This window comes from Aquamicrobium sp. YD-1-mutant5 (genome assembly GCF_059509755.1).
Map to the genome: position 1 here is coordinate 1 of NZ_JCAKKP010000014.1, position 22,540 is coordinate 22,540.

General features: G+C 59.5%; 22 protein-coding genes. 12 read left to right on the forward strand and 10 right to left on the reverse strand.

What is annotated here, in order from left to right; translation table 11 throughout:
- Positions 1-170: 170 nt before the first annotated feature.
- A complete protein-coding gene (locus AC5XE7_RS16530; RefSeq protein ID WP_495366875.1) occupies positions 171-2,441 on the forward strand; it encodes an AAA family ATPase in 2,271 nt (756 codons plus the stop codon).
- 435 nt (positions 2,442-2,876) lie between these two features.
- Here the strand turns inward: AC5XE7_RS16530 and AC5XE7_RS16535 are convergent, their stop codons facing one another.
- Complete coding sequence (locus AC5XE7_RS16535; protein ID WP_495366876.1) at positions 2,877-6,641, reverse strand: vitamin B12-dependent ribonucleotide reductase; 3,765 nt, start codon at positions 6,639-6,641, stop codon at positions 2,877-2,879.
- 876 nt (positions 6,642-7,517) lie between these two features.
- Between AC5XE7_RS16535 and cysE the strand changes: the two genes are divergently transcribed.
- Complete coding sequence (cysE, locus tag AC5XE7_RS16540) at positions 7,518-8,363, forward strand: serine O-acetyltransferase (protein ID WP_183829201.1); 846 nt, start codon at positions 7,518-7,520, stop codon at positions 8,361-8,363.
- Positions 8,364-8,471: 108 nt separating this feature from the next.
- Positions 8,472-8,675 (forward strand): DUF3126 family protein, encoded by a 204-nt coding sequence (locus tag AC5XE7_RS16545; RefSeq protein WP_183829203.1) that lies wholly within the window; start codon positions 8,472-8,474, stop codon positions 8,673-8,675.
- A gap of 31 nt (positions 8,676-8,706) precedes the next feature.
- Here AC5XE7_RS16545 and AC5XE7_RS16550 read toward each other — a convergent pair whose 3' ends face one another.
- A complete protein-coding gene (locus tag AC5XE7_RS16550; protein WP_495366877.1) occupies positions 8,707-9,444 on the reverse strand; it encodes a hypothetical protein in 738 nt (245 codons plus the stop codon).
- Positions 9,445-9,572: 128 nt separating this feature from the next.
- On the opposite strand from AC5XE7_RS16550, the gene AC5XE7_RS16555 reads away from it, so the two are divergent.
- The gene (locus tag AC5XE7_RS16555; protein ID WP_495366878.1) at positions 9,573-10,106 is read left to right on the forward strand and encodes a gamma carbonic anhydrase family protein; all 534 of its coding nucleotides are present in this window, start codon (positions 9,573-9,575) and stop codon (positions 10,104-10,106) included.
- A 139-nt stretch (positions 10,107-10,245) separates the two neighbouring features.
- Here AC5XE7_RS16555 and AC5XE7_RS16560 read toward each other — a convergent pair whose 3' ends face one another.
- The 3 genes from AC5XE7_RS16560 to AC5XE7_RS16570 form a co-directional block, all read right to left on the reverse strand.
- Positions 10,246-10,851, reverse strand: coding sequence for a transglutaminase-like cysteine peptidase (locus AC5XE7_RS16560; protein ID WP_495366879.1), 606 nt, complete (start codon positions 10,849-10,851; stop codon positions 10,246-10,248).
- Between the two features lie 358 nt (positions 10,852-11,209).
- On the reverse strand, positions 11,210-11,827 hold the full coding sequence (locus tag AC5XE7_RS16565) for a PilZ domain-containing protein (protein WP_495366880.1): 618 nt from the start codon (positions 11,825-11,827) through the stop codon (positions 11,210-11,212).
- Between the two features lie 103 nt (positions 11,828-11,930).
- On the reverse strand, positions 11,931-12,569 hold the full coding sequence (locus AC5XE7_RS16570; protein ID WP_495366881.1) for a PAS domain-containing protein: 639 nt from the start codon (positions 12,567-12,569) through the stop codon (positions 11,931-11,933).
- A gap of 410 nt (positions 12,570-12,979) precedes the next feature.
- Between AC5XE7_RS16570 and AC5XE7_RS16575 the strand changes: the two genes are divergently transcribed.
- The 4 genes from AC5XE7_RS16575 to AC5XE7_RS16590 all read left to right on the forward strand — a co-directional run bounded on the left by AC5XE7_RS16575 (position 12,980) and on the right by AC5XE7_RS16590 (position 16,393).
- The gene (locus tag AC5XE7_RS16575; protein ID WP_495366882.1) at positions 12,980-13,702 is read left to right on the forward strand and encodes a rhomboid family intramembrane serine protease; all 723 of its coding nucleotides are present in this window, start codon (positions 12,980-12,982) and stop codon (positions 13,700-13,702) included.
- A gap of 108 nt (positions 13,703-13,810) precedes the next feature.
- Positions 13,811-14,242 carry a CBS domain-containing protein gene (locus AC5XE7_RS16580; RefSeq protein WP_495366883.1) on the forward strand — a complete coding sequence of 144 codons (432 nt, stop codon included), beginning with the start codon at positions 13,811-13,813 and terminating at the stop codon, positions 14,240-14,242.
- Positions 14,243-14,410: 168 nt separating this feature from the next.
- Positions 14,411-15,910, forward strand: coding sequence for an Asp-tRNA(Asn)/Glu-tRNA(Gln) amidotransferase subunit GatB (gatB, locus tag AC5XE7_RS16585; protein WP_495366884.1), 1,500 nt, complete (start codon positions 14,411-14,413; stop codon positions 15,908-15,910).
- Complete coding sequence (locus tag AC5XE7_RS16590; protein WP_495366885.1) at positions 15,911-16,393, forward strand: GNAT family N-acetyltransferase; 483 nt, start codon at positions 15,911-15,913, stop codon at positions 16,391-16,393.
- A 41-nt stretch (positions 16,394-16,434) separates the two neighbouring features.
- On the opposite strand, the gene panC is transcribed toward AC5XE7_RS16590, so the two are convergent.
- Positions 16,435-17,289: a pantoate--beta-alanine ligase gene (panC, locus tag AC5XE7_RS16595; protein WP_495366886.1), complete on the reverse strand. Its 855-nt coding sequence runs from the start codon at positions 17,287-17,289 to the stop codon at positions 16,435-16,437.
- Between the two features lies 1 nt (position 17,290).
- Entirely contained in the window at positions 17,291-18,124 is an 834-nt protein-coding gene (panB, locus tag AC5XE7_RS16600) for a 3-methyl-2-oxobutanoate hydroxymethyltransferase (RefSeq protein ID WP_495366887.1), read from the reverse strand.
- A 179-nt stretch (positions 18,125-18,303) separates the two neighbouring features.
- On the opposite strand from panB, the gene AC5XE7_RS16605 reads away from it, so the two are divergent.
- Positions 18,304-18,702: an NADH:ubiquinone oxidoreductase subunit NDUFA12 gene (locus AC5XE7_RS16605; protein WP_280200323.1), complete on the forward strand. Its 399-nt coding sequence runs from the start codon at positions 18,304-18,306 to the stop codon at positions 18,700-18,702.
- A gap of 114 nt (positions 18,703-18,816) precedes the next feature.
- Entirely contained in the window at positions 18,817-19,260 is a 444-nt protein-coding gene (locus tag AC5XE7_RS16610) for a DUF2155 domain-containing protein (RefSeq protein WP_239798504.1), read from the forward strand.
- A 109-nt stretch (positions 19,261-19,369) separates the two neighbouring features.
- Here AC5XE7_RS16610 and radC read toward each other — a convergent pair whose 3' ends face one another.
- Both radC and map read right to left on the reverse strand, forming a co-directional pair.
- Positions 19,370-20,125 carry a RadC family protein gene (gene radC, locus AC5XE7_RS16615; RefSeq protein WP_495366888.1) on the reverse strand — a complete coding sequence of 252 codons (756 nt, stop codon included), beginning with the start codon at positions 20,123-20,125 and terminating at the stop codon, positions 19,370-19,372.
- A 66-nt stretch (positions 20,126-20,191) separates the two neighbouring features.
- On the reverse strand, positions 20,192-21,019 hold the full coding sequence (gene map / locus AC5XE7_RS16620; protein ID WP_495366889.1) for a type I methionyl aminopeptidase: 828 nt from the start codon (positions 21,017-21,019) through the stop codon (positions 20,192-20,194).
- 220 nt (positions 21,020-21,239) lie between these two features.
- Between map and AC5XE7_RS16625 the strand changes: the two genes are divergently transcribed.
- On the forward strand, positions 21,240-21,536 hold the full coding sequence (locus AC5XE7_RS16625) for a DUF982 domain-containing protein (protein ID WP_495366890.1): 297 nt from the start codon (positions 21,240-21,242) through the stop codon (positions 21,534-21,536).
- Positions 21,537-21,690: 154 nt separating this feature from the next.
- The gene (locus tag AC5XE7_RS16630) at positions 21,691-22,008 is read left to right on the forward strand and encodes a BrnA antitoxin family protein (RefSeq protein WP_183829250.1); all 318 of its coding nucleotides are present in this window, start codon (positions 21,691-21,693) and stop codon (positions 22,006-22,008) included.
- Positions 22,009-22,050: 42 nt separating this feature from the next.
- Here the strand turns inward: AC5XE7_RS16630 and AC5XE7_RS16635 are convergent, their stop codons facing one another.
- A complete protein-coding gene (locus AC5XE7_RS16635; protein ID WP_495366891.1) occupies positions 22,051-22,530 on the reverse strand; it encodes a DUF982 domain-containing protein in 480 nt (159 codons plus the stop codon).
- Positions 22,531-22,540: the final 10 nt, after the last annotated feature.

A 22,540-nucleotide genomic window follows, 5' to 3' on the forward strand; every position in this document is an offset into this window, starting at 1 on the left:
GAACCCCGTGCCACAACGGGAAGTACGGCGATATGCGCGCCATCTGGCACTCGCTCAGCAGAAACAAATCACCCATCACGGCCTCCTTCAGCAAAGACCGTGAATCACAGATCAAACCAAATTAATAGGTCCTGAGCCTAAAGGCAACGTGCCTGGGGCCGGTTGCAAAATTGAATGCGCCGCTAAGCAAGAGTGCGCGCAACATGATTTATGCGCGGAATGGTACAGGCAAATCGTTTATCACGCGCGCGCTTCGCTACCTGGATATTCACGGACAGCAGGGGGATATATCTGACGCTGCCTTTAATCTTGTGTCGGAAGAATCCGTTGACGGTCGCGGCAGTTTTGCTCTGGTCCAGGGTCCAGCGGCTCTTGGTTCTCTGACGCTTGATAACAGCAATTCCAGCGTCTCGGCCTCATGTCCTGACCGAATCTTCTACGTCTTTTCAGACGACTTCGTACACGCAGAGCTTCGCCAGAATAACTATGACATGGATGGAGACATCGAGAGTGAAATCACCCTCGATCAGGACAATATCGACACAAAGGATGTCGAGAAGCGTCTTGATGCCAAGCAGAAAGATTCCGCCAAAGCGCGGCTGCTACTCCAGAGCCTACTGGAAACGCAAAAGTCTGAGGAGTTGGTGGGGAAAGCCTCAATCAATCGCCAGCTTCGCGAGTTTCGGGATATTGGCGTTGATCGCCTCATTGCGCTGGTCGAGCAACCACCCCTTCCCGAGCGTTCATTCAAAATCGTTCTAAGTGACCTCGATGCTCTCAAAGCAATCCCTGCCGAGCCGGATTATCCATCAGAGCAGAACCAAGTCACGATTGATCAGAGCAATTTGAGTGTCGTTGACTCGCTCTTGTCTAAAATCACATCACCCTCGACTGTGTCAGAGCACATCAAGACGCTGCTTGAGAGCAATCCGACGTTCTTCGAAGCGGGTCTTGAATTACTGGAACACGGCGGCGACGACAATTGCCCGTTTTGTAAACAGTCAGTGGCTCACCCGCCTGCAAGGGATCATATAGAGCTTTACCTGGCGTACTTTGCTGACGCCGAGGGCAAGCATAAGGCCCAGCTTCGCACTGCATGGAGCAACGTTAAAACATTAAGATCAACGATAAGCGACCGTGTCGCGTCCGTTGCCAAACAGGCTCTGAAATTTGAGGCGCTTCGCAAACTCGTGCCCTCGCAGCGATCCGTGGTGCTTCCGGAAATTAGCGGTGTCGCCAGTGTTCTTGATGCATCGTTCGAGGCCTATCTTCTGGCCATTCAGACGAAAGGCAAATCCCCTTCTTCGGAAGTGGCAATTCCTAAACACGAGATCTTTTCCTGCCTCGATGAACTGAACGCTCATATTGTTGCCCACAATGAAGCTTTCTCGAATCTGTCAGCAGCAGTTCGAAAATCGGACGAAGAACGGAAAAGTCTCCATCGAGAAGCTTGCCTAACATTCTCAGTAGAGTTTTCTCATTCAAATTGGGCAGATATCGCGGCGATCCACCTGCTCGACCAAGAAGCGTTGGCTGTTGAGGCGGAGTTAAACGCTCTGAAAAAGTCCCAAATCTCCACGAGCGTTAAAGAGCGAGTAGCTCAGACCTTCGAGATTCTTATCTCCAGTTTCTTCGGTACGAAATATTCTTTTGATCGTACCGAGTTCGTCCTGCGCAGAGACAGTAAAAAAATGGCACGCGGTGCAAGCCGCACATTGAGCGACGGCGAGAAGACCGCCATAGCGTTTTGCTATTTCCTAGCTTGCGCACATAAGAAGGTTAAGCAGACATCGGACTACGCGAAGCTGTTTTTCGTCTTCGACGATCCGATTACATCAATGTCTTATGACTTCGTTTTCTCCATCGCGCAGACACTCAAAAACATGAGCATTAGCAACGGCGGAGACTTCTCGATCAATCCGGCAGACATTGGCGGAGCAAGAAGACCTGAGCTGCTGGTGCTGACGCACAGCAGCTACTTCTACAATATCTGCGTGACCAATCGCATCATTGAGAAAGAATCCGCCTTCTTCCTCTACAAGGCCGGAGCGGAACACAAGCTCGCCAATCGGGCAAAATATGTCGCTCCCTTTGAGGAGCATTTGAAAGAAATCATGGAAGTGCATGGTGGTCGGGAGGCAAATCATACGACAGGCAACGCCGTTCGCTGTGTTCTCGAAGCCATCGGACGCTTTTGCCACCCTGACAAGTCAGAGTCCCTGTCGGACTTCATCAAGTTCTTAGCTGGCGAAGAGAATTTCACCATCAAGAGCGTTCTCATAAACAACCTGTCGCATGGCACCTACTACGACGAAACACCGAGTCCCGAAGAGTTGCAGGAGGCGTGCAGCGAAGCAATCCTTATCGTTGAACGCTACGCACGCGGGCAATTGGATCTGGTACGCTTGATGCCGTCTGCGAATGCCACGATGTCGGCTTAGCGGATCATGATGCGGATGCTCTTCCGTCTGTGCAAGCCACTCCAGGCCTCGCCAGAATTGCGACACCGACAAAGAGTGCGATTGCCGCAGCGCCGAGTGCAATGCTGAGGCCCATCGCCGAACTTCCTACGGTAATCCTCCCCGTTTTGGCGGAGCGCATTGTTGTCGGAATTCACTGCTCTCGCGAATGACCGCTTTTCCGGCTCACCAGCTTGAAGGGGGCAGACAGCTTCCAACCCCTTTGTCGCCGTTTGGAATGCAGATTGGCAGTCGCCCGCGTAGTGCGTTGCTGCTGAAGCCAACGACTTTACCGAGGTGGGAGTAGTTTGCGACGAAAAACGGCCCGCGATTGCGGGCCGTTTTGTTCACTTGAGGCATACTTTGGGTGCTTTGAGCCAATCTATGGGGTAACTGACAACTTTCGGGCGACATGCCTTAGCTGCAGCCGCTGGTTGCGCCGCAGGTGTCGCACTTCTCGCAGGTACCGTTCCGCACCATGGTGAAGTTGTGGCACTCGGAGCATTCGTTGCCCGTGTAGCCCTGCATCAGCGATTGCTGGCGACGGGCGGCGGCGAGCTTCTTGGCATCGGCTGCTTCCCGGGCGGCAGCGTCGGTGAACAGAACTTCGGCCGTGGCCTCCGGAGCATCTTCGGCCGCTTCCTTCGCCTGCTCCTCAAAGTCGCGCTTGAAGGCGACGGCGCCATCTATGGCCAGTTCGCTTTTCAGGGCCGTCGCTCCCGACGAGATCGGATGGACGTTGGAGGTGAATGCGGTCGGCGCGGTGCGCTGTGCCTTGTCGCCCGAGCTGCCGCCCATACCCTTCGGCTCGCTGCTGACCAGCTTCACGGTCGAGGCGCCGCGCACCAGACCCTTGGAGAAGGGCAGGGCCTTGCCTTCAGTGATGCCCTTGCCGAGCGACGTGTTGGAGAAGTCGGTATCGACATGGGCAAGATCGTTGCGCGCCAGATAGGAAACCGCCAGCTCGCGGAACACATAGTCGATGATCGACGTGGCGCTCTTGATGGCGTCGTTGCCCTGCACCATGCCGGCCGGTTCGAACTTCACGAAGGTGAAGGCTTCGACATATTCCTCCAGCGGCACGCCATATTGCAGACCGAGCGAAATGGCGATGGCAAAATTGTTCATCATGGCGCGGAAGGCAGCGCCTTCCTTGTGCATGTCGATGAAGATCTCGCCGAGGCGGCCATCGTCGAACTCGCCGGTGCGCAGATAGACCTTGTGGCCGCCGACGACTGCCTTCTGGGTGTAGCCCTTGCGGCGGTTCGGCAGCTTCTCGCGGTCGCGCACTACCTTTTCGACCACGCGCTCGATGATCTTTTCCGTCACTTCCACGGCGCGGGCAGCCGCCGGAGCGGCAACCAGAGCCTCGACCGCATCGTCCTCTTCTTCCTCGTCGGAGATCAGCGAAGCGTTGAGCGGCTGCGAGAGCTTGGAGCCGTCGCGGTAGAGCGCGTTGGCCTTCAGCGCCAGTTTCCACGACAGCATGTAGGCGTTCTTGGCGTCCTCGACCGTCGCCTCGTTCGGCATGTTGATGGTCTTGGAGATAGCGCCCGAGATGAAGGGCTGCGCCGCGGCCATCATGCGGATGTGGCTCTCGACCGACAGGTAGCGCTTGCCGATCTTGCCGCACGGATTGGCGCAGTCGAACACGGCCAGATGCTCATCCTTCAGGAAGGGCGCGCCTTCCAGCGTCATCGCACCGCAGACATGGATGTTGGCGGCCTCGATCTCCTTCCTGGAGAAGCCAAGCGCCGGCAGGACCTCGAACGAGAAGTCGTTGAGCTGCTCGTCGGTGAAGCCGAAAGTCTCCTTCAGCCAGTCAGCGCCCAGCGTCCACTGATTGAACACGAACTTGATGTCGAAGGCCGATTTCAGCGCACCGTTCAGCGCCTCGATCTTCTCGTCTGTGAAGCCTTTTGCCCTGAGCGTTGAAGGATTTACGCCGGGAGCCTGATTCAGATTGCCATGACCGACTGCGTACGCCTCGATCTCGGCAATCTGGCTCTCGGAGTAACCCAGCGTGCGCAGGGCTTCCGGCACGGCCCGGTTGATGATCTTGAAGTAGCCGCCGCCGGCCAGCTTCTTGAACTTCACCAGCGCGAAGTCCGGCTCGATGCCGGTGGTGTCGCAGTCCATGACGAGGCCGATGGTGCCTGTCGGCGCGATCACCGTTGCCTGCGCATTGCGGTAGCCGTGCTTCTCGCCAAGCTCGATGGCGCGGTCCCATGCGGCGCGGGCATGTTCGACCAGTTCCTTCTGGCTGACATGTTCGGCATTGAGCGGCACAGGGTCGACAGCCAGCTTCTCATAGCCATTGCTCTCGCCATAGGCGGCACGGCGATGATTGCGCATGACGCGCAGCATGTTTTCGGCGTTGCGGTCGTAATCCGGGAAGGCCCCCAGTTCGCCCGCCATCTCGGCGGAGGTGGCGTAGGAAACGCCGGTCATCAGTGCGGTCAGCGCACTGCAGATGCCGCGGCCCTCATCGGAGTCGTAAGGAATGCCGGAGGTCATCAGCAGGCCGCCGATATTGGCGTAGCCGAGGCCGAGCGTGCGGTACTTGTAGGACAGTTCCGCGATTTCGCGCGACGGGAACTGCGCCATCATGACCGAGACTTCGAGCACGATGGTCCACAGCCGCACGGTATGCTCATAGGCGGCGATGTCGAAGGTGCCGTCCTGATTGCGGTAGGGCAGCAGGTTGACCGAGGCCAGGTTGCACGCCGTGTCGTCGAGGAACATGTATTCCGAGCACGGGTTGGAGGCGCGGATCGGGCCGGCGGCCGGGCAGGTGTGCCAGTCGTTCATGGTGGTGTTGAAATGCAGGCCGGGATCGGCCGAGGCCCATGCCGCGTAGCCGATCTTCTCCCAAAGGTCGCGGGCCTTGAGGGTCTTCGTCACCTTGCCGTCCTTGCGGGCGGTCAGGTGCCAGTCGCCGTCATTTTCAACAGCGCGCAGGAAATCGTCCTTGAGCGAGACGGAGTTGTTCGAGTTCTGGCCCGAAACGGTCAGATAGGCTTCCGAATCCCAGTCGGTGTCGTAGGTGCTGAATTCGATTGCCGTGTAGCCCTGCCGCGCGAACTGGATGACGCGCTGGACATAGTTTTCCGGCACGGCGTTCTTCTTCGCCGCCTTGATCTCGCGCTTCAGCGCGGTGTTGATCGATGGGTCGAAGCAATCGTCGTCCTGACCTTCGCAGTTCACGCAGGCCTTCATGATCGCGTCGAGGTGCTTGCGCACGATCTTGGAGCCGGTGACGAGGGCGGCAACCTTCTGCTCCTCCTTCACCTTCCAGTCGATGAAGGCTTCGATGTCCGGGTGGTCGGCATCGACGATCACCATCTTGGCAGCACGGCGGGTGGTGCCGCCAGATTTGATGGCGCCGGCGGCACGGTCGCCGATCTTGAGGAAGCTCATCAGGCCCGACGACTTGCCGCCGCCGGAAAGCTTTTCGCCTTCGCCGCGCAGATGCGAGAAGTTGGAGCCGGTGCCGGAGCCGTATTTGAACAGGCGCGCCTCGCGCACCCACAGATCCATGATGCCGCCTTCGTTGACGAGGTCGTCGCCCACGGACTGGATGAAGCAGGCGTGCGGCTGCGGATGCTCATAGGCAGACTTCGAGCGGGTCAGCTTGCCCGTGAAGGGGTCGACATAGAAGTGGCCCTGACCGGGACCGTCGATGCCGTAGGCCCAGTGCAGGCCGGTGTTGAACCACTGCGGAGAGTTCGGCGCCACGCGCTGCGTCGCCAGCATGTAGGACAACTCGTCTTTGTACGCCTGGGCATCTTCCTCGCTGTCGAAATATTTGCCCTTCCAGCCCCAGTAGGTCCAAGTGCCGGCCAGACGGTCGAAGACCTGACGCGCGTCGGTCTCGGAGCCGTAGCGCTCGGCTTCGGGCAGTTCGGCGAGGGCGGCCTCGTCGGCCACCGAACGCCACAGGAAGGAAGGAACGTCGTTCTCCTCGACTTTCTTCAGGCGCGCGGGAACGCCAGCCTTGCGGAAATATTTCTGGGCGAGGATGTCGGCGGCAACCTGACTGAACTGCGCCGGCACATCGATGTTGTCGAGCCTGAACACAACCGAGCCGTCGGGGTTCCTGATCTCCGACAAGGCCTTGCGGAACTCGATCTCCGTGTAGGGAGACTGACCCGCTTTTGTGAAGTGCCGTTCGATGCGCATCTGGTTTCTTCCTTCATCTATATATAGCGCGTTTCAGGGCGGCCGCCCAACCGGTTTTCCACAGGAATGGCGCTGATCCGGACAGACTGCGCCGTCGCGGATCTGCTCCGCTTTCCCTGACGCGATTTGAAACCGGATGCACCAGCAATTCCGGGACAGTCGAAGCCGTCCGCATGCCGTACCCACAAAAACGCTGCAATTCCCTCAAAAGGGAAGGTTTACATTATCTAGCCGGAATAATGATCGCAAACACTAAATATAGTATTAAACGATTAATTTTACCAGCTATTCCGCTGCTCTCCACGCATGGAAAAACGCTCCGCAAACGGCCTCTTCAGAAGGCGGAATGCGACTGAAACGCGATTGAACGGGAAAAAGACCGGGCTCAAAACTTTCCGGCCGCGTCCGCAACATCGAACGCATGGCCAATAAAAGGCGACTCGCAGGGGAGCGTCAAGCGCTCGTTCGTCCAACTTTTATGACCCCCAACATCTTGTATGTGAAGGGTGTGGATATCGGGGAGAAGCGCGCAAGGCTGTTGCCTGTTGCAATGGCCATCGTGGCGAACCTCGTTTCGGCCTGAGCCCGGCTTTTCCGCCACAGGCGCGACCCGGTTCCGTGATGCGGGTAATGATATGATGAAGGCAGGACAGGGCCGGATGACAGCGCGGCTCGCATACGGAATTCCTGTGCTGAAGGCAGATTAAGGAAAATTGGGTTCACCACCTGCCCGATCTGCTCTATATCTGTCGTGGAGTTGGTTGGGGCCATGTCCTGACCCTTTATGTCGTGCCGCGAGGCGCGCGCCGGTTTGCTTCATTCGAGCACCGGTATTCATGCGCCGGCGCCGATACCCGAAGGCGGGGAGTTAATGTCATGAACAGTCTGTTGCGTCACAACGCGCTGCAACCGGTCGATCCCATCTGGCGCTCCATCCGCGACGAGGCGATGGCGGCGGTCAACCGTGATCCGCTTCTGGCAGCGTTTCTCTATTCCACCATCCTCAATCAGGAGAGCCTTGAGGACGCCGTCATCCACAGGCTGGCTGAGCGGCTCGCGCATCAGGATATCGGGGCGGACCTGATCCGTCAGACCTTCGATGCCATGCGCGAAGACGACCGGGAATGGTCGACGGTGGTGCGGGTCGACATTCAGGCCTATTTCGATCGTGATCCGGCCTGCGAGCGCTTTCTGGAGCCTGTGCTCTACTTTAAGGGCTTTCATGCGATCCAGACGCACCGCCTGGCGCACTGGCTGTGGAAGCAGGGCCGCAAGGATTTTGCGCTCTATCTGCAGAGCCGTTCGTCGTCGGTATTCCAGACCGACATCAATCCGGCCGCCCGCATCGGCAAGGGCGTCTTCCTCGATCACGCGACCGGCCTCGTGGTCGGCCAGACCGCCGTCATCGAGGACGATGTCTCGATCCTGCACAATGTGACTTTGGGCGGCACCGGCAAGGCGAGCGGCGACCGGCATCCGAAGATCCGGCGCGGCGTCCTGATCGGGGCAGGGGCCAAGATCCTCGGCAATATCGAGATCGGTCATTGCTCCAAGGTGGCTGCCGGCTCGGTCGTGCTGGCTACCGTTCCCCACAACAGGACTGTTGCCGGCGTGCCGGCCCGCATTGTCGGCGAAACGAGCTGCGACGATCAGCCTTCCCGCGAGATGGATCAGCTCCTGCCTTCACAGGCGATGGATCATGTCGTGAGTTTCGACATCTGAGAATGAACTGAACATGACGGGGTTGTGTCGTCACCGCCTCGTCTTTACAGCGCCCTGACCGCGTGCAAGAAGCGCCTCTCACATCCAGTCCCTTAGCGGAGAATTTTTTTGAAACCCGACGAAATCCGAAAGCTCGACGCCTATTTCAAGCGCGTCTTCCAGAATCCGCGCCTTGAAGTGAAGGCTCGTCCGCGCAAGGACGATTCAGCCGAAGTGTATGTCGGCGACGAATTCCTCGGCATCGTGTTCAAGGACGAGGATGACGGCGACTACAATTTCTCGATGGCCATTCTCGACATCGATCTGGGCTGATTTTTTTCAACCCTTCGTGTTCGCTTCACCTTCATTGTTGCGGTGAAGCCGAGGCACCAAGCATGGATGCGGCGAGGTTTTCAACCGCCGTGTCCAGTGCCTGCCACTCTTCCAGAAATCGTTTCGGAAAGCGGTAGGTGAGCGTGAGACGCTCGCCGACCAGAATGTCGCGCTCGCAGGGGGCGAGCGACTTTTCTGCCGCTTCACCGGTCAGGCAACGCGCCACGAATGGCTCCCGCCCCTGCCTGTCCGCCACGGCAAGCTTTTCTCCCACATATCCTGAGTTTTCGGAAAATTCGTAGAAGGTGATGCCCGCGGGACCGTTGCGGCCCGGTCTGGCAATCAGCGCGTTGTAGATCGGCGCAAAACGGCCGCTCATGTCGCGGGACATCATCTGCTCCGAAAAGCCGAGAAAGATGATCGAGTCGGTCGTGGTTGCGTGATTGAATTCGTCGCGCGACGCCTGCGTATATCCTGCCATCGAAGGATAGTGCACATAAAGGTCGAGCCGTTCCGCATTGCCGCTGCGCCTTGCCTGCTCGAAGCGGATCATGTTGGCCGGCACCGCCAGCAGATTGTTCCCGATGACCACGGCGTGGATCGTTGTGTCATCGGTGTGGCCGCCCATCGCCATCCGTTCGCCGAACCATTTTCCGGCGAACGTGATCGCCACCGACAAAATCGCCACCACGACGAGGCCGTAAAACAGCCGCGACCTCAGGGAGGAACCGACGACCTTGAATTCGTTCGCGGCGACGGCGTCCTTCATCTTGCTCCGTGAAATGGTTGCAGCGGCCGCCAGAAACAGCGGCGTATCAGGTGAGACTGTGGAGATTTATGGTAAAGGGAGCGTAAAGAAACGGGTGCGGCAACCGTGCCAGTCTGACAGGAGAAGATATGCCCATCTACGCAATCGATGCAGCAGAGCCCAGCTTCGAGGACAAGGACACAAACTGGCTTGCCCCGGACGTGACGCTCATCGGCAATGTCCATGTCGGTCGCAATGTCGGCATCTGGTTCGGCACGGTCATCCGTGGCGACAATGAAGCGATCGTGATTGGCGAGGATACGAATGTGCAGGAACACACGATCATGCACACGGACCCCGGCTTCCCCCTCACCATCGGCAAGGGCTGCACGGTCGGCCACCGCGCGCTGCTGCATGGCTGCACCATTGGCGACAACAGCCTGATCGGCATGGGCGCGATTGTCCTCAACGGCGCGAAGATCGGCAGGAACTCGCTTGTCGGCGCCGGCGCGCTGGTCACAGAGGGCAAGGAATTTCCCGACAATTCACTGATCGTCGGTTCTCCGGCCAAGGTGGTGCGCACGCTGGATGAGGCAGCCGTCGAGCGGTTGCGGCAATCTGCCGGGCATTACGTGGCGAATGGCCGCCGTTTCAACAAAGGTTTCAGAAAACTCGAAGACTGATCCTGACGACAACCGTCTGCGGCCTGAAAAAGCGGAGCCGGCTCCGGTTAAGAGCCGGCTCCTGAAATCCGGTCGTCGGGGGGGGCGGGGGCTCGACCGGATTTTTGGCGGACAGCCAGCCATTCAGCTTTGGCTGAGGTCAGCGGACGGAGGCCACCGCGTCGGCGCGGCCATCGGTGATTGAAACCCACACACCCGAATTCTGCGCGGACTGGCGCTTGAGGTAGGTGTACTGGGTTTGCGACCACGCAAGAACCCGGCTTTCGAGGTTGTCGAGGATGAAGTCGCCCATGCTGGTGTGGACGGTCAGAACCGCATGGCCTTCGCCATTGGGCTGGCGCACGACGGTGATGAGCAGGTTGCCGGCCGGCACTCCGGCCTGCATGAGGCGGCGGCGCTTTTCCAGCACGTAGTCCTCGCAGTCACCCATGCCGTTGACCGGGTAGGACCAGACTTCCTCGCGACCCCAGATTTCCATGTCGGTCATGGGAATGACGCTGGTGTTCACGTCGTTGTTGACGGAAATGATCGTTGCCCACAGCTTGCGGGTGAGTTCAACCGGAGCTTTCTTCGCAGTCTTCTGGCGGCATTCCTGCGGCAGACCCTGACAGAACTCATAGTGTCCGACCGGCTGTGTGGTGCGGCCGCCCGTAGGCATGAAGCTGTTCCCGGCATGGGCGCTGCCCAGTGCGGCGATCAGTATCGTCATGGCCGTTATAAGCGAAGCGCCCCAGTTGAAAGTCATTTCGGTGTCTCCCCGTTTGAGGAGATAATGACAGGTCCGGATTTATTTGGCGCAAAGTACCGAAGAAGACATTGAGTAAAACATAGATCATTTTAAGAGAAAACAAGAATAAAACAATAAACAAATTTGATTCAAGTTTTATCCTTTCTGGCAACGTATGAGCGCATGCCTGCGCCTGGAACAGCAGGTCTCAACTCGCCTGATTTCGTGGATTTTGCCCGGCGATGTGCGGCGAAGACGTCCGCCCGGGCAGCCGCGGTGTGTTAACGCCTGCTGGGCCCGGCAGGAGTGTCAGCCGAGTTGACCGGCGGGGAAGAAGCGCAATGCGGGAAATCGCTCCCGCTTCGCGCGCCTATTTTCAGCCGAGTGTCGTGTTGAATTCCGCGTTCAGGGATTCGGGCCGCTGGACGACGGCGAACTCGATGGCCACCCCATCTTCAAAGTGGCGCACGATCTGGCCGCGCATGGTGCCCAGCTTGACCTGCACGCCGATCGCCGGCTTGACCTCGATCTCAACCGCGGCACCCGACAGCGACAGGTCGATGATCCGGCAGGGATACTGGCGACCGTCCATGAGGCGCAGAACGCTGATCGGATTGCGCGGCGCGATGCGCTCATGGCGGCGATCTTCCGGCAGATCGAGCTCGTGACGGTTTGCGAGCCATGTGAGCTGGGCGGCAAGTTTCTCGCGCTTGCGCTCGGAGGCAAGCACGGTCATGGCAAATCCGTCCTGAAAGGTGCGAACGATAATGCCTTCAACGCGGCCGATATGGTCGATATAGGCGATAACGCGCTCACCCGGTTCGCCGATGCAATCCGTGCGCAGAGCCATGTTGCCGGGCGACATTTCAATGACCTGACAGGGGTGCTCGGAGCGGTCCTCAAGCATGAAGCGTCCGTAGACCTTGACGCGAACGCGCTGGAAGCTGCGCCTTTCGGCAACAGACGGCGCGAGGACCTTCGCCGCAGAAACCATAACCGCCTTCACCCCACTGGCCGTCCCGCCTTTCGGGCGGATTCCTGACCAGATTATGAATGGGGAAAGTTAACAACCGGCAAACAAGGCATCTGCAGGGCACTTACTCGTCGCGGCCGCCGTCAAGCACCAGAAGGTGGCGTATCCTGCGGGCCTTGCCGTAACCGGCAATGGTGCTGGCCGTGTCGAGATCGACGGGTGCGAGTTCCGGCGCTTCGATTGCAGGACGCTGAAAGGCTTCGGTTTTCTCGGTAGCGGGATCCACGACGCGCAGGGCTTCGATGACCGCGTCGTTGATGGGATCCGCACCCAGCCAGAACGGCTTGTGCGCGGGGGCTGCGACACCCAGGCAGCGTGAGCTTCCGATTCCACTTTCCAGCGGCAGGGCCAGCAGTTCAAAGGGGAGGGCGCGTCCTGCCTGACTGATTGCCTCGTAACGGATCAATATCACCGCGTGCCTGTCGAACACGTTGTCGAGCAGGCGGGCGACCAGCCCTTGGTCTTTCGGACGCCAAAGCGAAGGGAAGCTGAAACCTTTCAGTTCCCGCCCATAAGCAGCACACAGCCGTGTTCCCGCCAGGCGGAACACGGCCTCGCCACGCGTATCCTTTTCAAGAATAAAAGTATCGGCAAGCAGCTTTTTAATGTCTGCCGGCTCGATCTCCGTGCGCTGTGGCGCAGAACGGTCCCCGCGCAGCCGATTCCAATAATGGAACAGTGCAATGGATCCTGCGAGTTTCATGTTCGCTCCGCTTCGTGCAATCTGAAGTCTGATTGTCCCAACGATGAACAGGAGGACATTTCCGACTACCTACATGCGGTGCGGAGCATAAACCGTGCCAGCTTTGAGGCGGCTTGTTCACGGATCGAGGCCGTTAAGGTTAACAAACGGTTTAGATTGCGGCCGGGCATGACATGTGAGACTTTGAATTCATTCCAGAAAACGGCCTGCCGGAAAGCGGCGGCGGTTTTCCAGTCAGAAGTCCAGGGGAGCCCAGGGGCTCGATCGGCCGTTCAGGACATGTCCTGAACGGCCATTTTTTTGATTCGATTCGGCTGTTTCAGAAGTCCCGTCCGCGCCGCGGCGACGATTCGCCGTTTGGAAAAAGCCGGTGTGTCGCCTACATCGCATCTCTCAAACAGGACGATATCATGAGCCAGCCCGAGCCCTACATGCCGACGCAGCCTGCGATGCAGCGCCGCGAGCCGATGTTCAACCTGCCGGGCATCGTGATCGCGCTTCTGGTGCTCTGCACCGGCATACATGTGCTGCGCACCTATGTTTTGACCGCCGAGCAGGATTTCGAGCTGATCATCCGCGCCGCCTTCGTGCCGATCCGCTATTCCGGTGACTATGTGCTGGATGTCTATGCCTTCTCCACCCCGTTCACCTATGCGCTGCTGCACGGAAGCTTCGCGCACCTTGCCGTCAACATGGTCTGGATGGCGGCGTTCGGCGCACCGCTCGCCAACCGGCTGGGGGCAGTGCGCTTCGCGATCTTTTTCGCGGTGACAAGCCTCGCGGCCGCCTTCTTCTTCTATGCGATCCACCCGCTGGGGCAGAACCCGCTTGTCGGCGCTTCCGGCGCCATTTCCGGCATGATGGGCGCTGCCGCGCGCTTCGCCTTCCGCATCGATCGTTCTTCAGGCAAGGGCGCCTTCGCCGGTGATCCGCTGCCGATGCGTGAGATCGTGCGCTCGCGCAGCGTCGTGACCTTTCTGGCTGTGTGGATGGTCATCAATCTCGTCACCGGCATTGCCGGTTTCGTTCCGGGCGAGGAATCCCAGATCGCATGGGAGGCGCATATCGGCGGTTTTCTGGCCGGTTTCTTTGGGCTGCGTCTTTTCGAGGCAGGTCTGCGCCGTCGCTTCTGACCGGTTCTGTCTCCACGGAAGCTTGAAAAGCTTGCGGCCCCGGCGCACCATGTCTCTGCGAACGTCATGGCCGGAGGAGCGGTCCGGCCTAACGCAGAGGAGGACGCAATGACGGTTAAAGCTATTCTCGCACAGAAGGGGCACGACGTTTTTACACTCGGGCCTGACGAAAAGCTCGCCGAGGCGATCCACAAACTTGCCGCGCATCGCGTGGGTGCGCTGGTTGTAACCAATCCGGAAGGCGGGATCGTCGGCATTATCTCCGAACGCGACATCGTACGCGTCATGGCCGCTCATGGGGCTTCGGCGCTCGATATCTCCGTCCGTGACGGCATGACATCCAAAGTCAAAATCTGTCACGAGCACCACACGATCACCGAAGTCATGGAGGTCATGACGGCGGGCCGCTTCCGCCACCTTCCCGTTGAAAAGGATGGCAGGCTGGACGGCATCATTTCCATTGGTGACGTGGTGAAGCGGCGCATAGAGGACGCGGAGCGCGAGGCCGAGGAGATCAAGGCCTATATCGCCACCGCATAGGAGGCTTGCCAGAGCCTTCCAGAGTTCAGCTCGAAAACTGCCAGAGCCGGCTTTATGCCGGCTTTGTGCTTGTCTGGCAGCCGGGTTTGCAATAGCCAAGCGATACGATCTATATCCGCCGGGTAAGCAAGCCTATTCCGGCATATCCGAAAAGACGACAGGCCGCACATGACCCTCGTAGATACCCGCACGCCCGACGCAAAACGCCTCATTCCCGGCGCAACCGGAGACTGGGAGGTCGTCATCGGCATGGAAGTCCATGCGCAGGTGACGTCGCAGTCGAAGCTTTTTTCCGGCGCTTCCACGGCGTTCGGCGCCGCGCCCAACGCCAATGTGTCGCTGGTCGATGCGGCCATGCCCGGCATGCTGCCGGTGATCAATGAGGAGTGCGTGAAGCAGGCCATCCGCACCGGCCTTGGTCTGAAGGCGCAGATCAACCTGAAGTCCGTCTTCGACCGCAAGAACTATTTCTATCCGGACCTGCCGCAGGGTTACCAGATCTCGCAGTTCAAGCAGCCCATCGTCGGCGAAGGCCAGATCATCGTCTCGGTCGGGCCTGACAAGAAGGGCGAGTTCGAGGACATCGAGATCGGCATCGAGCGTCTGCATCTGGAACAGGATGCGGGCAAGTCGATGCACGACCAGCATCCCACCATGTCCTATGTCGACCTGAACCGTTCCGGCGTGGCGCTGATGGAGATCGTGTCGAAGCCCGATATGCGCTCGTCCGACGAGGCCAAGGCCTATCTCACCAAGCTGCGCACCATCGTGCGTTATCTAGGCACCTGCGACGGCAACATGGATGAAGGCTCCATGCGTGCCGACGTAAACGTTTCGGTGCGCCGTCCGGGCGAAGGGTTCGGCACGCGCTGCGAGATCAAGAACGTCAATTCGATCCGCTTCGTCGGCCAGGCCATCGAATATGAGGCGCGCCGCCAGATCGCTATTCTGGAAGATGGCGGCAAGATCGATCAGGAAACCCGCCTGTTTGACGCCAACAAGGGCGAGACGCGCTCCATGCGCTCGAAGGAAGAGGCGCATGACTACCGCTACTTCCCCGATCCCGACCTTTTGCCGCTGGAATTCGATCAGGCTTATGTCGATGCGCTGGCGGTTGACCTTCCCGAGCTGCCCGACGACAAGAAGACGCGGCTGATCGAAAAGCTCGGCCTGTCGGCCTACGATGCCTCGATCCTCGTTTCCGAAAAGGCGATCGCCGATTATTTCGAGCAGGTCGTTGTGGGACGCGATGGGAAGCTGGCCGCCAACTGGGTCATCAACGACCTGCTGGGCGCCCTCAACAAAGCCGGCAAAGCCATTGAAGAGACTCCGGTTTCGCCCGATCAGCTGGGCGCCATCCTCGACCTGATCAAGGAAGGCATCATCTCCGGCAAGATCGCCAAGGATCTGTTCGAGATCGTCTGGAACGAAGGTGGCGATCCGCGCGAGGTCGTGGAACAGCGCGGCATGAAGCAGGTTACCGATACCGGCGCCATCGAGAAGGCGGTGGACGAGATCATCGCCGCGAACCCCGACAAGGTCGAGCAGGCGAAGGCCAAGCCGACGCTGGCCGGCTGGTTCGTCGGTCAGGTGATGAAGGCGACCGGCGGCAAGGCCAACCCGCAGGCCGTCAACGATCTGATCAAGGCCAAGCTGGGCCTCGAATAGATGTTCATCCGCACCGCCGGAGAACGCGACCTGGAGGCGATCAAAGCGCTTCTGGCTGAAACCTGGCACGCTACCTACGATGCCATCTACGGCTGGAAGCGTGTGAACGAGATTACCGCCGAATGGCATTCGATGGCTGCGTTGAGGACGCGCCTGACGCACCCGCACTCCGAATTCCTTGTCGCCGATGACGGCAAGGCCATCGCCGGGATGGCATTCGCCGCTTCTGTCGACGAGGGCAGGGTGGTGTGGCTGCGTCAGCTCTATGTGCTGCCCGCACAGCAGAGACGCGGCATCGGCGCCATGTTGCTCGACGAGGTGTCCGAGAGCTTCCCCGAGGCCAGCCTGATCCGGCTTGAGGTCGAAGCGGAGAACCTGAATGCAATCGGGTTTTACCGTGCACAGGGCTTTATCGTATCGGATGCCGCTGAAACGACGCAGGATGAGGTTTCGGTCGTGGTGATGGAAAAAGCGCTCGCCTGATCAGCGAGCGCCGATATTGCCGTGCCGATGGACGGCAACGCTCAAGCCACCGCGGCAATTTCCACATTGTCGATCAGCCGCGTGCTGCCAAGCCATGCGGCAACGAGCAGCCGCCCCACTGTTGAAGGCTGCCATGGTCCCAGCGAACCGCTTTCGCGCGCCGCTACATAGTCCACGCTTCTGAAACCCGCATCCAGCAAGGCCTGCCCGGCTTTCGCTGCCTCCTGTTCAGGATCGGCTCCGCTTGAAATCGCGCTGGATGCCGTGCGCAGGATGACGTTGAGCTTGCGGGCGATGGTGAGCTGTGCCTCGTCGAGATAAGCGTTGCGCGAGGACATGGCGAGGCCGTGCTCGTCGCGAACCGTCGGCGCGCCGATGATCTCGACGGGAATGTCGAGGTCACGGCACAGTTGCTGCACCACACACAGCTGCTGATAATCTTTCTGGCCGAACACGGCGCAATCGGGTGCGGCCTGCAGCAGGAGCTTGGTGACGACCGTTGCCACGCCTTCAAAAAAGTGCGGACGAAAATCCGTTTCCAGTCCGGCGGAAGGCCCCGCTACCGACACTTTGGTCGCAAAGCCGGCCGGATAGATTTCGGCAGGCGTGGGCGTAAAGGCAAGCTGCACGCCGACTTCCGCCAGCCGCTCGATATCCCGCTCTAGCTGGCGCGGATATTTGTCGAGGTCTTCTGTCGGTGCGAATTGCGCGGGGTTGACAAAAATCGAGACGATGCAGCGATCAGCGCGCGAGAGCGCCTCGCGCATCAGCGAAAGATGCCCCTCGTGCAGCGCGCCCATGGTCGGCACCATGGCGACACTCAGCCCCTGCCGGCGCCAGTCTTTCACCTGCGCGCGCAGATCCGCGATGGTCGGTGAAATATGCGGTCCGCTCATGTCAGCCCTTCGGTGTCTGCTTGCGGAACACATGGTCCGCGGTCGGGAAGGCGCGGGCGCGTACTTCGGCCGCATAGCTCATCGCCGCCTTGGCAACCTCGTTGCGCAGGTCGGCATATTCCTTGACGAATTTCGGAACCCGGTCGATCGTCAGGCCAATGGCGTCGTCGATCACCAGCACCTGCCCGTCGCAGGCCGCACTTGCTCCGATGCCAATGGTCGGGATCGAGAGAATTCGCGTGATTTCGGCTGCCAGCGGCTCGATCGTGCCCTCGATCACCACGGAAAAAGCGCCGGCCTGTTCAACCGCGCGCGCATCCGCCAAAAGCTTTGCGGCGCTTTCGTCGGTTCTGCCCTTGATCTTGTAGCCGCCTTCCTTCTCGACGGATTGGGGCTGCAGGCCAATGTGACCCATCACCGGAATGCCGGCCTTGACGATTGCGGCGATTCGGTCGGCCATTTCCGTGCCGCCTTCCAGCTTCACGGCATGGCAATGCGTTTCCTCGAAAATACGCCTGGCGGAGGCCAGCGCCTGTTCGGCCGAATCTTCGTAGCTGCCGGCCGGCATGTCCACCACCACGCAGGCATTGCGCACCCCACGCATGACGGCCTGCCCATGCAGGATCATCATGTCCATGGTGGCGCCAAGCGTGTTTTCATGGCCGTGCAGAACCATGGCCACGCTGTCGCCGACCAGAAGCAGGTCGACATGCGGGTCCAGAAGCTTTGCGACCGGATAGGTATAGGCAGTGAGGCACACCACCGGCTCGCCGCTCTTGGCGGAGCGGATCGCCTCGGTTCTGGCGTGCGATTGCGCCGACAAGACAGGTGCCATTCTCTCCCTCCGGTATTTTGCCGCATGGCCCCGATGGGCTGGCAGCATTAGAAATATGACAGGGGCTTGGCAAGGCGCATTGTGCACCGCAATAGCAAAAGGCTTGCCCAAAACGCTTGTCATTGCCATATGGCAGGGTCATAAGCAGCGGGCAGGCGGTTTTGCCCGGCGAGGATTGGATGAAAAAGTTTCTCCTGCAGATTTTCACTTGGTGGAACGGCCAGACGCTGAACACGCGCTTCTATACGTGGCGCAAGGGCAAGCGCGTCGGTGAAGACGAGTTCGGCAACGTTTATTACGAAGGCGGTGTCAATTCGGAAGGGCGTACGCGCCGCTGGGTCATTTTTAACGGCTATTCGGAAGCTTCGGCCATTCCGCCGGGCTGGCACGGCTGGATGCATCACCGCGTTGACGTTCCTCCTGTCCGGGAAGAGTACAAGCCCCGCGACTGGCAGAAGCCGCACCATCCCAATCTGACGGGCACACCGGCAGCATATCGTCCGAAGGGCTCGATTCTCGGCACGGGCCATCGCCCGCAGGTTACCGGCGATTATGACGCCTGGACGCCGGGCGCCTGAGGAATCCAGTGCTGCGTGGCTTTTGTTGCCACATTTTGTGTTTAGCTGGTTGCCTCATCCGCAACGCCCGCTAGCCTTTCGAATCATCGCTGGCGCAACAATCGGTGTTTTTGCATGAGGGAATTCGGCCGTATCTGGCAAAGCGCTGCGGCGTCTGTGATCGCCGCCTGCGCATTTTCGGCACCGCTTCATGCTGCCGAACCCACGGTTGCCGAGCGCGTGAACAACGCGGTTGCCGAGTTCGCAGGGCTCGACAAGATCACTGGCCGCATCATCACCTTCGATGTCTACATCGACGAGACCGTCCAGTTCGGCGCGCTGCAGGTCACGCCGCGCGTCTGCTATTCCCGCCCGGGTGCTGAAGCTCCGAAGACGGATTCCTTCGTCGAGGTCGATGAAATCACGCTGGATCGCAAGATCAGGCGCATCTTCACCGGCTGGATGTTTGCCGAAAGCCCGGGCCTCAACGCCGTGGAACACGCCGTCTATGACGTGTGGCTGAAGGACTGCAAGCAGAAGTCCGACGTCCCGGCCCCGGATGCCGCCGGAACGAACTGAATCCCGCCTCAGATCGTGGTGCGTCCATTCGGACGCACAAAGGACGAACTGAATTATTGATCGAGGATCCGAACAACCGAAAACCGGTTCCCGCTTTCGGTCTGATGCTCTAGATCAGCAGCAGGCCTTTCATCGAGGCATAGCCCTTTTTGCCGATGATGAGATGGTCATGCACGGCTATGCCAAGGCGCCTGCCGGTCTCGATGATTTCCTTCGTCATGTCGATGTCCGCGCGTGATGGTGTCGGATCACCTGAGGGGTGATTATGCACGAGCACGATGGCGGTGGCGGAAAGCTCCAGCGCGCGCCTGATCACCTCACGCGGATAGACGGGCGTGTGATCGACCGTCCCGGTTTGCTGCACTTCGTCGGCAATCAGTCCGTTCTTCTTGTCGAGGAACAGGATGCGGAACTGCTCGCGCTCCTCGAAGGCCATGGCGGCCTTGCAATAGTCCAGAACCTGCGACCATGAGGTCAGCACCTCGCGCCCTTTGATCTTGCCGAGCACCATGCGCTGGGCGGCGGCCGCGATGACCTTGAGGTCCAGAGCCACGGCAGGGCCAATTCCTTTCACTTCCTGCAGAAGATTGATGGGAGCGCCCAGAACTTCGGCCAGCGAACCGAACCGTGCAAGCAGCGCCTTGGCAACGGGTTTGGTATCCGAGCGCGGGATCAGGCGGAACAGCAACAGCTCCAGAAGCTCGTAGTCGGGCAGGGCGCCCTGTCCTGAGGTGAGAAAGCGTTCGCGCAGCCGGTCACGGTGTCCGAGATAGTGCGGCTTCTCGTCAGCTGAGGCGCTTTTGCGAAGCTCGGGCATTGGCTGCTCCGCCAGAAACCCGTGCGAATCGCCGCCGTTCTTGCTCATACGCCCCCCGAAACACCCATACAGACCCCCTTAACGCGCAGGCCACCTTTGCCGGCGGCCCTGATGTTAGGACGGCAGGCCGGGTCGGTCGAGCCCCCTGGGTGACAGCGTGAATATCTCGCAGCCCGTTTCGGTCACGCCGATGGAGTGCTCATACTGCGCGGAAAGGGAGCGATCACGGGTCACGGCGGTCCAGCCATCGGACAGCACCTTCACATGAGGCCGGCCGAGATTGATCATCGGCTCGATGGTGAAGATCATGCCGGGGCGCATCTCCACGCCGTCGTTGACGTTGCCGTAGTGCAGGATATTCGGTGAATCGTGGAAAAGTTGGCCGACGCCATGGCCGCAGAAGTCGCGGACCACGGAGCAGCGTTCGCCCTCGGCATAGGCCTGAATGGCGGCGCCGATAGCGCCGGTGCGAACGCCGGGCTTCACCGCCGCGATGCCGAGCAAGAGGCACTCATAGGTGACTTCGAGCAGCCGCTCGGCCGCGCGCTTGATGGTGCCAACCGGATACATGCGGCTGGCGTCGCCATGCCAGCCATCCACGATGTAGGTGACATCGATATTGACGATGTCGCCGTCGCGCAGGGGCTTGTCGTCGGGAATGCCGTGGCAGACGACATGATTGATGGAGGTGCAGGTCGACTTCGTATAGCCGCGATAATTCAGCGTTGCGGGCAGGGCGCCGTTGTCCATGCCGAACTCGAACACGAAACGATCGATCGCATTGGTCGTCACGCCGGGCTTGACGATATCGACGAGCGCGTCGAGGCAGCGCGCGGTCAGGTTGCAGGCCTTGCGCATGCCGGCAAAGCCTTCTTCATTGTAGAGGCGGATCTGCCCGGTATTGCGAAGAGGCGCGGTCTCGGCGTCGAGATAAGTGGTCATGGCTTCCGGCGACTGACTTCAGAATTAATTTCCCCATCATTTGGCACCGATTGCCTTCGTCTTCAACCCATCGCCCGAAACGGGGTGTTTTCGGGAACCACCAGAACCCGGCTGCATTTACCAGACAGCCGGCAATGTGGCGGCAATCATGGGGCTGACCTGTGAAAGCCGCTGCAGCCTCACCATACCCTGACATGATCGGCCGAAACGGGGAAAGCAAATGGACAGGCTACAGTTTTCAGTTCCGGTACGTCTTTCATTGAAGGACGGGCAGCCCGTCGAAGAGATTTACTGCGTCGACCAGGCGCTGGCGTTTCTCCAGAACTGGCCAGTGGGCAGGCAGGGGCCGTTGTTTCAGGCAGCTTTCGATGCCTGTTTTGGCGCGAGCGTCGATGTTGTTTCCACCGAGGAGGCACGCAAGGCGTTCGCTGCCTTCTGTCGTGTAAGCGACCTGCTTGCCAAAGATGCGATGCTTTCGGATCGAGGCGGCGAGGAGTATCGGATCCGGCCGGCCTGACACAAACCGCCGCTAATCCGCAACTTCGATCGATCCATAAAAATTTAATAAAAACAGATATTTATTTGAATACAATCTCGCTGTTCATATTAATCATCCAGCGATAGGAATCGCGAACAACCTGCTGTCGGGGGCGCAGACCGGAAGCAGCGAGATGTCGATTCGCGAGAAACGATTCAGTATCGTCCTTGATCCCACCAATCTGTGGACCGTGTGGGATGGCGAGGAAGAGACGCCGGCGGTGTTCGGCGACAGGGTGCTGTGCAGCCTCTCCGAAAGCGAGGCGCGCTCGGCATGTGATGTTCTTAACGCCATTGATGAGCGCCGACGCTGGCGCCGCCCCAGCCCTGTGCCGCAGGAGGGCATGCGCATGGAAAATGTGCTGGACCCGGAGGTGGTGGCCAAGTTCAAGGCCACCGGTCCCGGTTGGCAGTCGCGTATCAACGAGTTGCTGCGTCAGGCGAAGATCTGAGGTGACAGCGTAGCGGCAAAGCGCTCGCGCAAATCACCTTCGTCATGCTCCGCGTGCGCTGCCTGCCGTCGAACTGCTCACCTGCGACCACGGCATGGTCGCGGTGATGTCTTCAAGGATCCGACTGGATTTCGCGAAGCCAACGAATGCGGCGCGGGCCGCGGCGAGCGGATAGTCCGTTTCGAAGGCCTTCTGGCACGCACGCAGCGCTGTGGCATGGATGGGGCCACGCCTTTCGCGCGGCCACTCATACAGAAATTCGAGTGCATCTTCGAGGCATGCGATCTCTTGTATAAGGCCGCAGCCTTGCTTGACGAAAACGGGGCTGTCGAACGTCCTTGTGCTCATCAGGTCCTCCTGAATCCGAAGAGTTTGCCAATTGAATGGGGTGGCGCGCCACGGCGCGGCTTCACCTTGCCAGGATATGTTAACCCTGAATCGGGGTTTCAAGGCTAAGCACGTATCGATTTGAAGGACGATAATTCGTTCCATGTTCACCATCTGTAAACCATGATGGCTCAAGCATGCCTCC

What these genes read in the sequence shown, in the direction of transcription:
- AC5XE7_RS16535 (WP_495366876.1), bottom strand. Translation starts at nt 6,641, where the DNA reads ATGCGCATCGAACGGCACTTCACAAAAGCGGGTCAGTCTCCCTACACG.
- cysE (WP_183829201.1), top strand. Translation starts at nt 7,518, where the DNA reads ATGAACAGTCTGTTGCGTCACAACGCGCTGCAACCGGTCGATCCCATC.
- AC5XE7_RS16550 (WP_495366877.1), bottom strand. Translation starts at nt 9,444, where the DNA reads ATGAAGGACGCCGTCGCCGCGAACGAATTCAAGGTCGTCGGTTCCTCC.
- AC5XE7_RS16555 (WP_495366878.1), top strand. Translation starts at nt 9,573, where the DNA reads ATGCCCATCTACGCAATCGATGCAGCAGAGCCCAGCTTCGAGGACAAG.
- AC5XE7_RS16560 (WP_495366879.1), bottom strand. Translation starts at nt 10,851, where the DNA reads ATGACTTTCAACTGGGGCGCTTCGCTTATAACGGCCATGACGATACTG.
- AC5XE7_RS16565 (WP_495366880.1), bottom strand. Translation starts at nt 11,827, where the DNA reads ATGGTTTCTGCGGCGAAGGTCCTCGCGCCGTCTGTTGCCGAAAGGCGC.
- AC5XE7_RS16570 (WP_495366881.1), bottom strand. Translation starts at nt 12,569, where the DNA reads ATGAAACTCGCAGGATCCATTGCACTGTTCCATTATTGGAATCGGCTG.
- AC5XE7_RS16575 (WP_495366882.1), top strand. Translation starts at nt 12,980, where the DNA reads ATGAGCCAGCCCGAGCCCTACATGCCGACGCAGCCTGCGATGCAGCGC.
- AC5XE7_RS16580 (WP_495366883.1), top strand. Translation starts at nt 13,811, where the DNA reads ATGACGGTTAAAGCTATTCTCGCACAGAAGGGGCACGACGTTTTTACA.
- gatB (WP_495366884.1), top strand. Translation starts at nt 14,411, where the DNA reads ATGACCCTCGTAGATACCCGCACGCCCGACGCAAAACGCCTCATTCCC.
- AC5XE7_RS16590 (WP_495366885.1), top strand. Translation starts at nt 15,911, where the DNA reads ATGTTCATCCGCACCGCCGGAGAACGCGACCTGGAGGCGATCAAAGCG.
- panC (WP_495366886.1), bottom strand. Translation starts at nt 17,289, where the DNA reads ATGAGCGGACCGCATATTTCACCGACCATCGCGGATCTGCGCGCGCAG.
- panB (WP_495366887.1), bottom strand. Translation starts at nt 18,124, where the DNA reads ATGGCACCTGTCTTGTCGGCGCAATCGCACGCCAGAACCGAGGCGATC.
- AC5XE7_RS16605 (WP_280200323.1), top strand. Translation starts at nt 18,304, where the DNA reads ATGAAAAAGTTTCTCCTGCAGATTTTCACTTGGTGGAACGGCCAGACG.
- AC5XE7_RS16610 (WP_239798504.1), top strand. Translation starts at nt 18,817, where the DNA reads ATGAGGGAATTCGGCCGTATCTGGCAAAGCGCTGCGGCGTCTGTGATC.
- radC (WP_495366888.1), bottom strand. Translation starts at nt 20,125, where the DNA reads ATGAGCAAGAACGGCGGCGATTCGCACGGGTTTCTGGCGGAGCAGCCA.
- map (WP_495366889.1), bottom strand. Translation starts at nt 21,019, where the DNA reads ATGACCACTTATCTCGACGCCGAGACCGCGCCTCTTCGCAATACCGGG.
- AC5XE7_RS16625 (WP_495366890.1), top strand. Translation starts at nt 21,240, where the DNA reads ATGGACAGGCTACAGTTTTCAGTTCCGGTACGTCTTTCATTGAAGGAC.
- AC5XE7_RS16630 (WP_183829250.1), top strand. Translation starts at nt 21,691, where the DNA reads ATGTCGATTCGCGAGAAACGATTCAGTATCGTCCTTGATCCCACCAAT.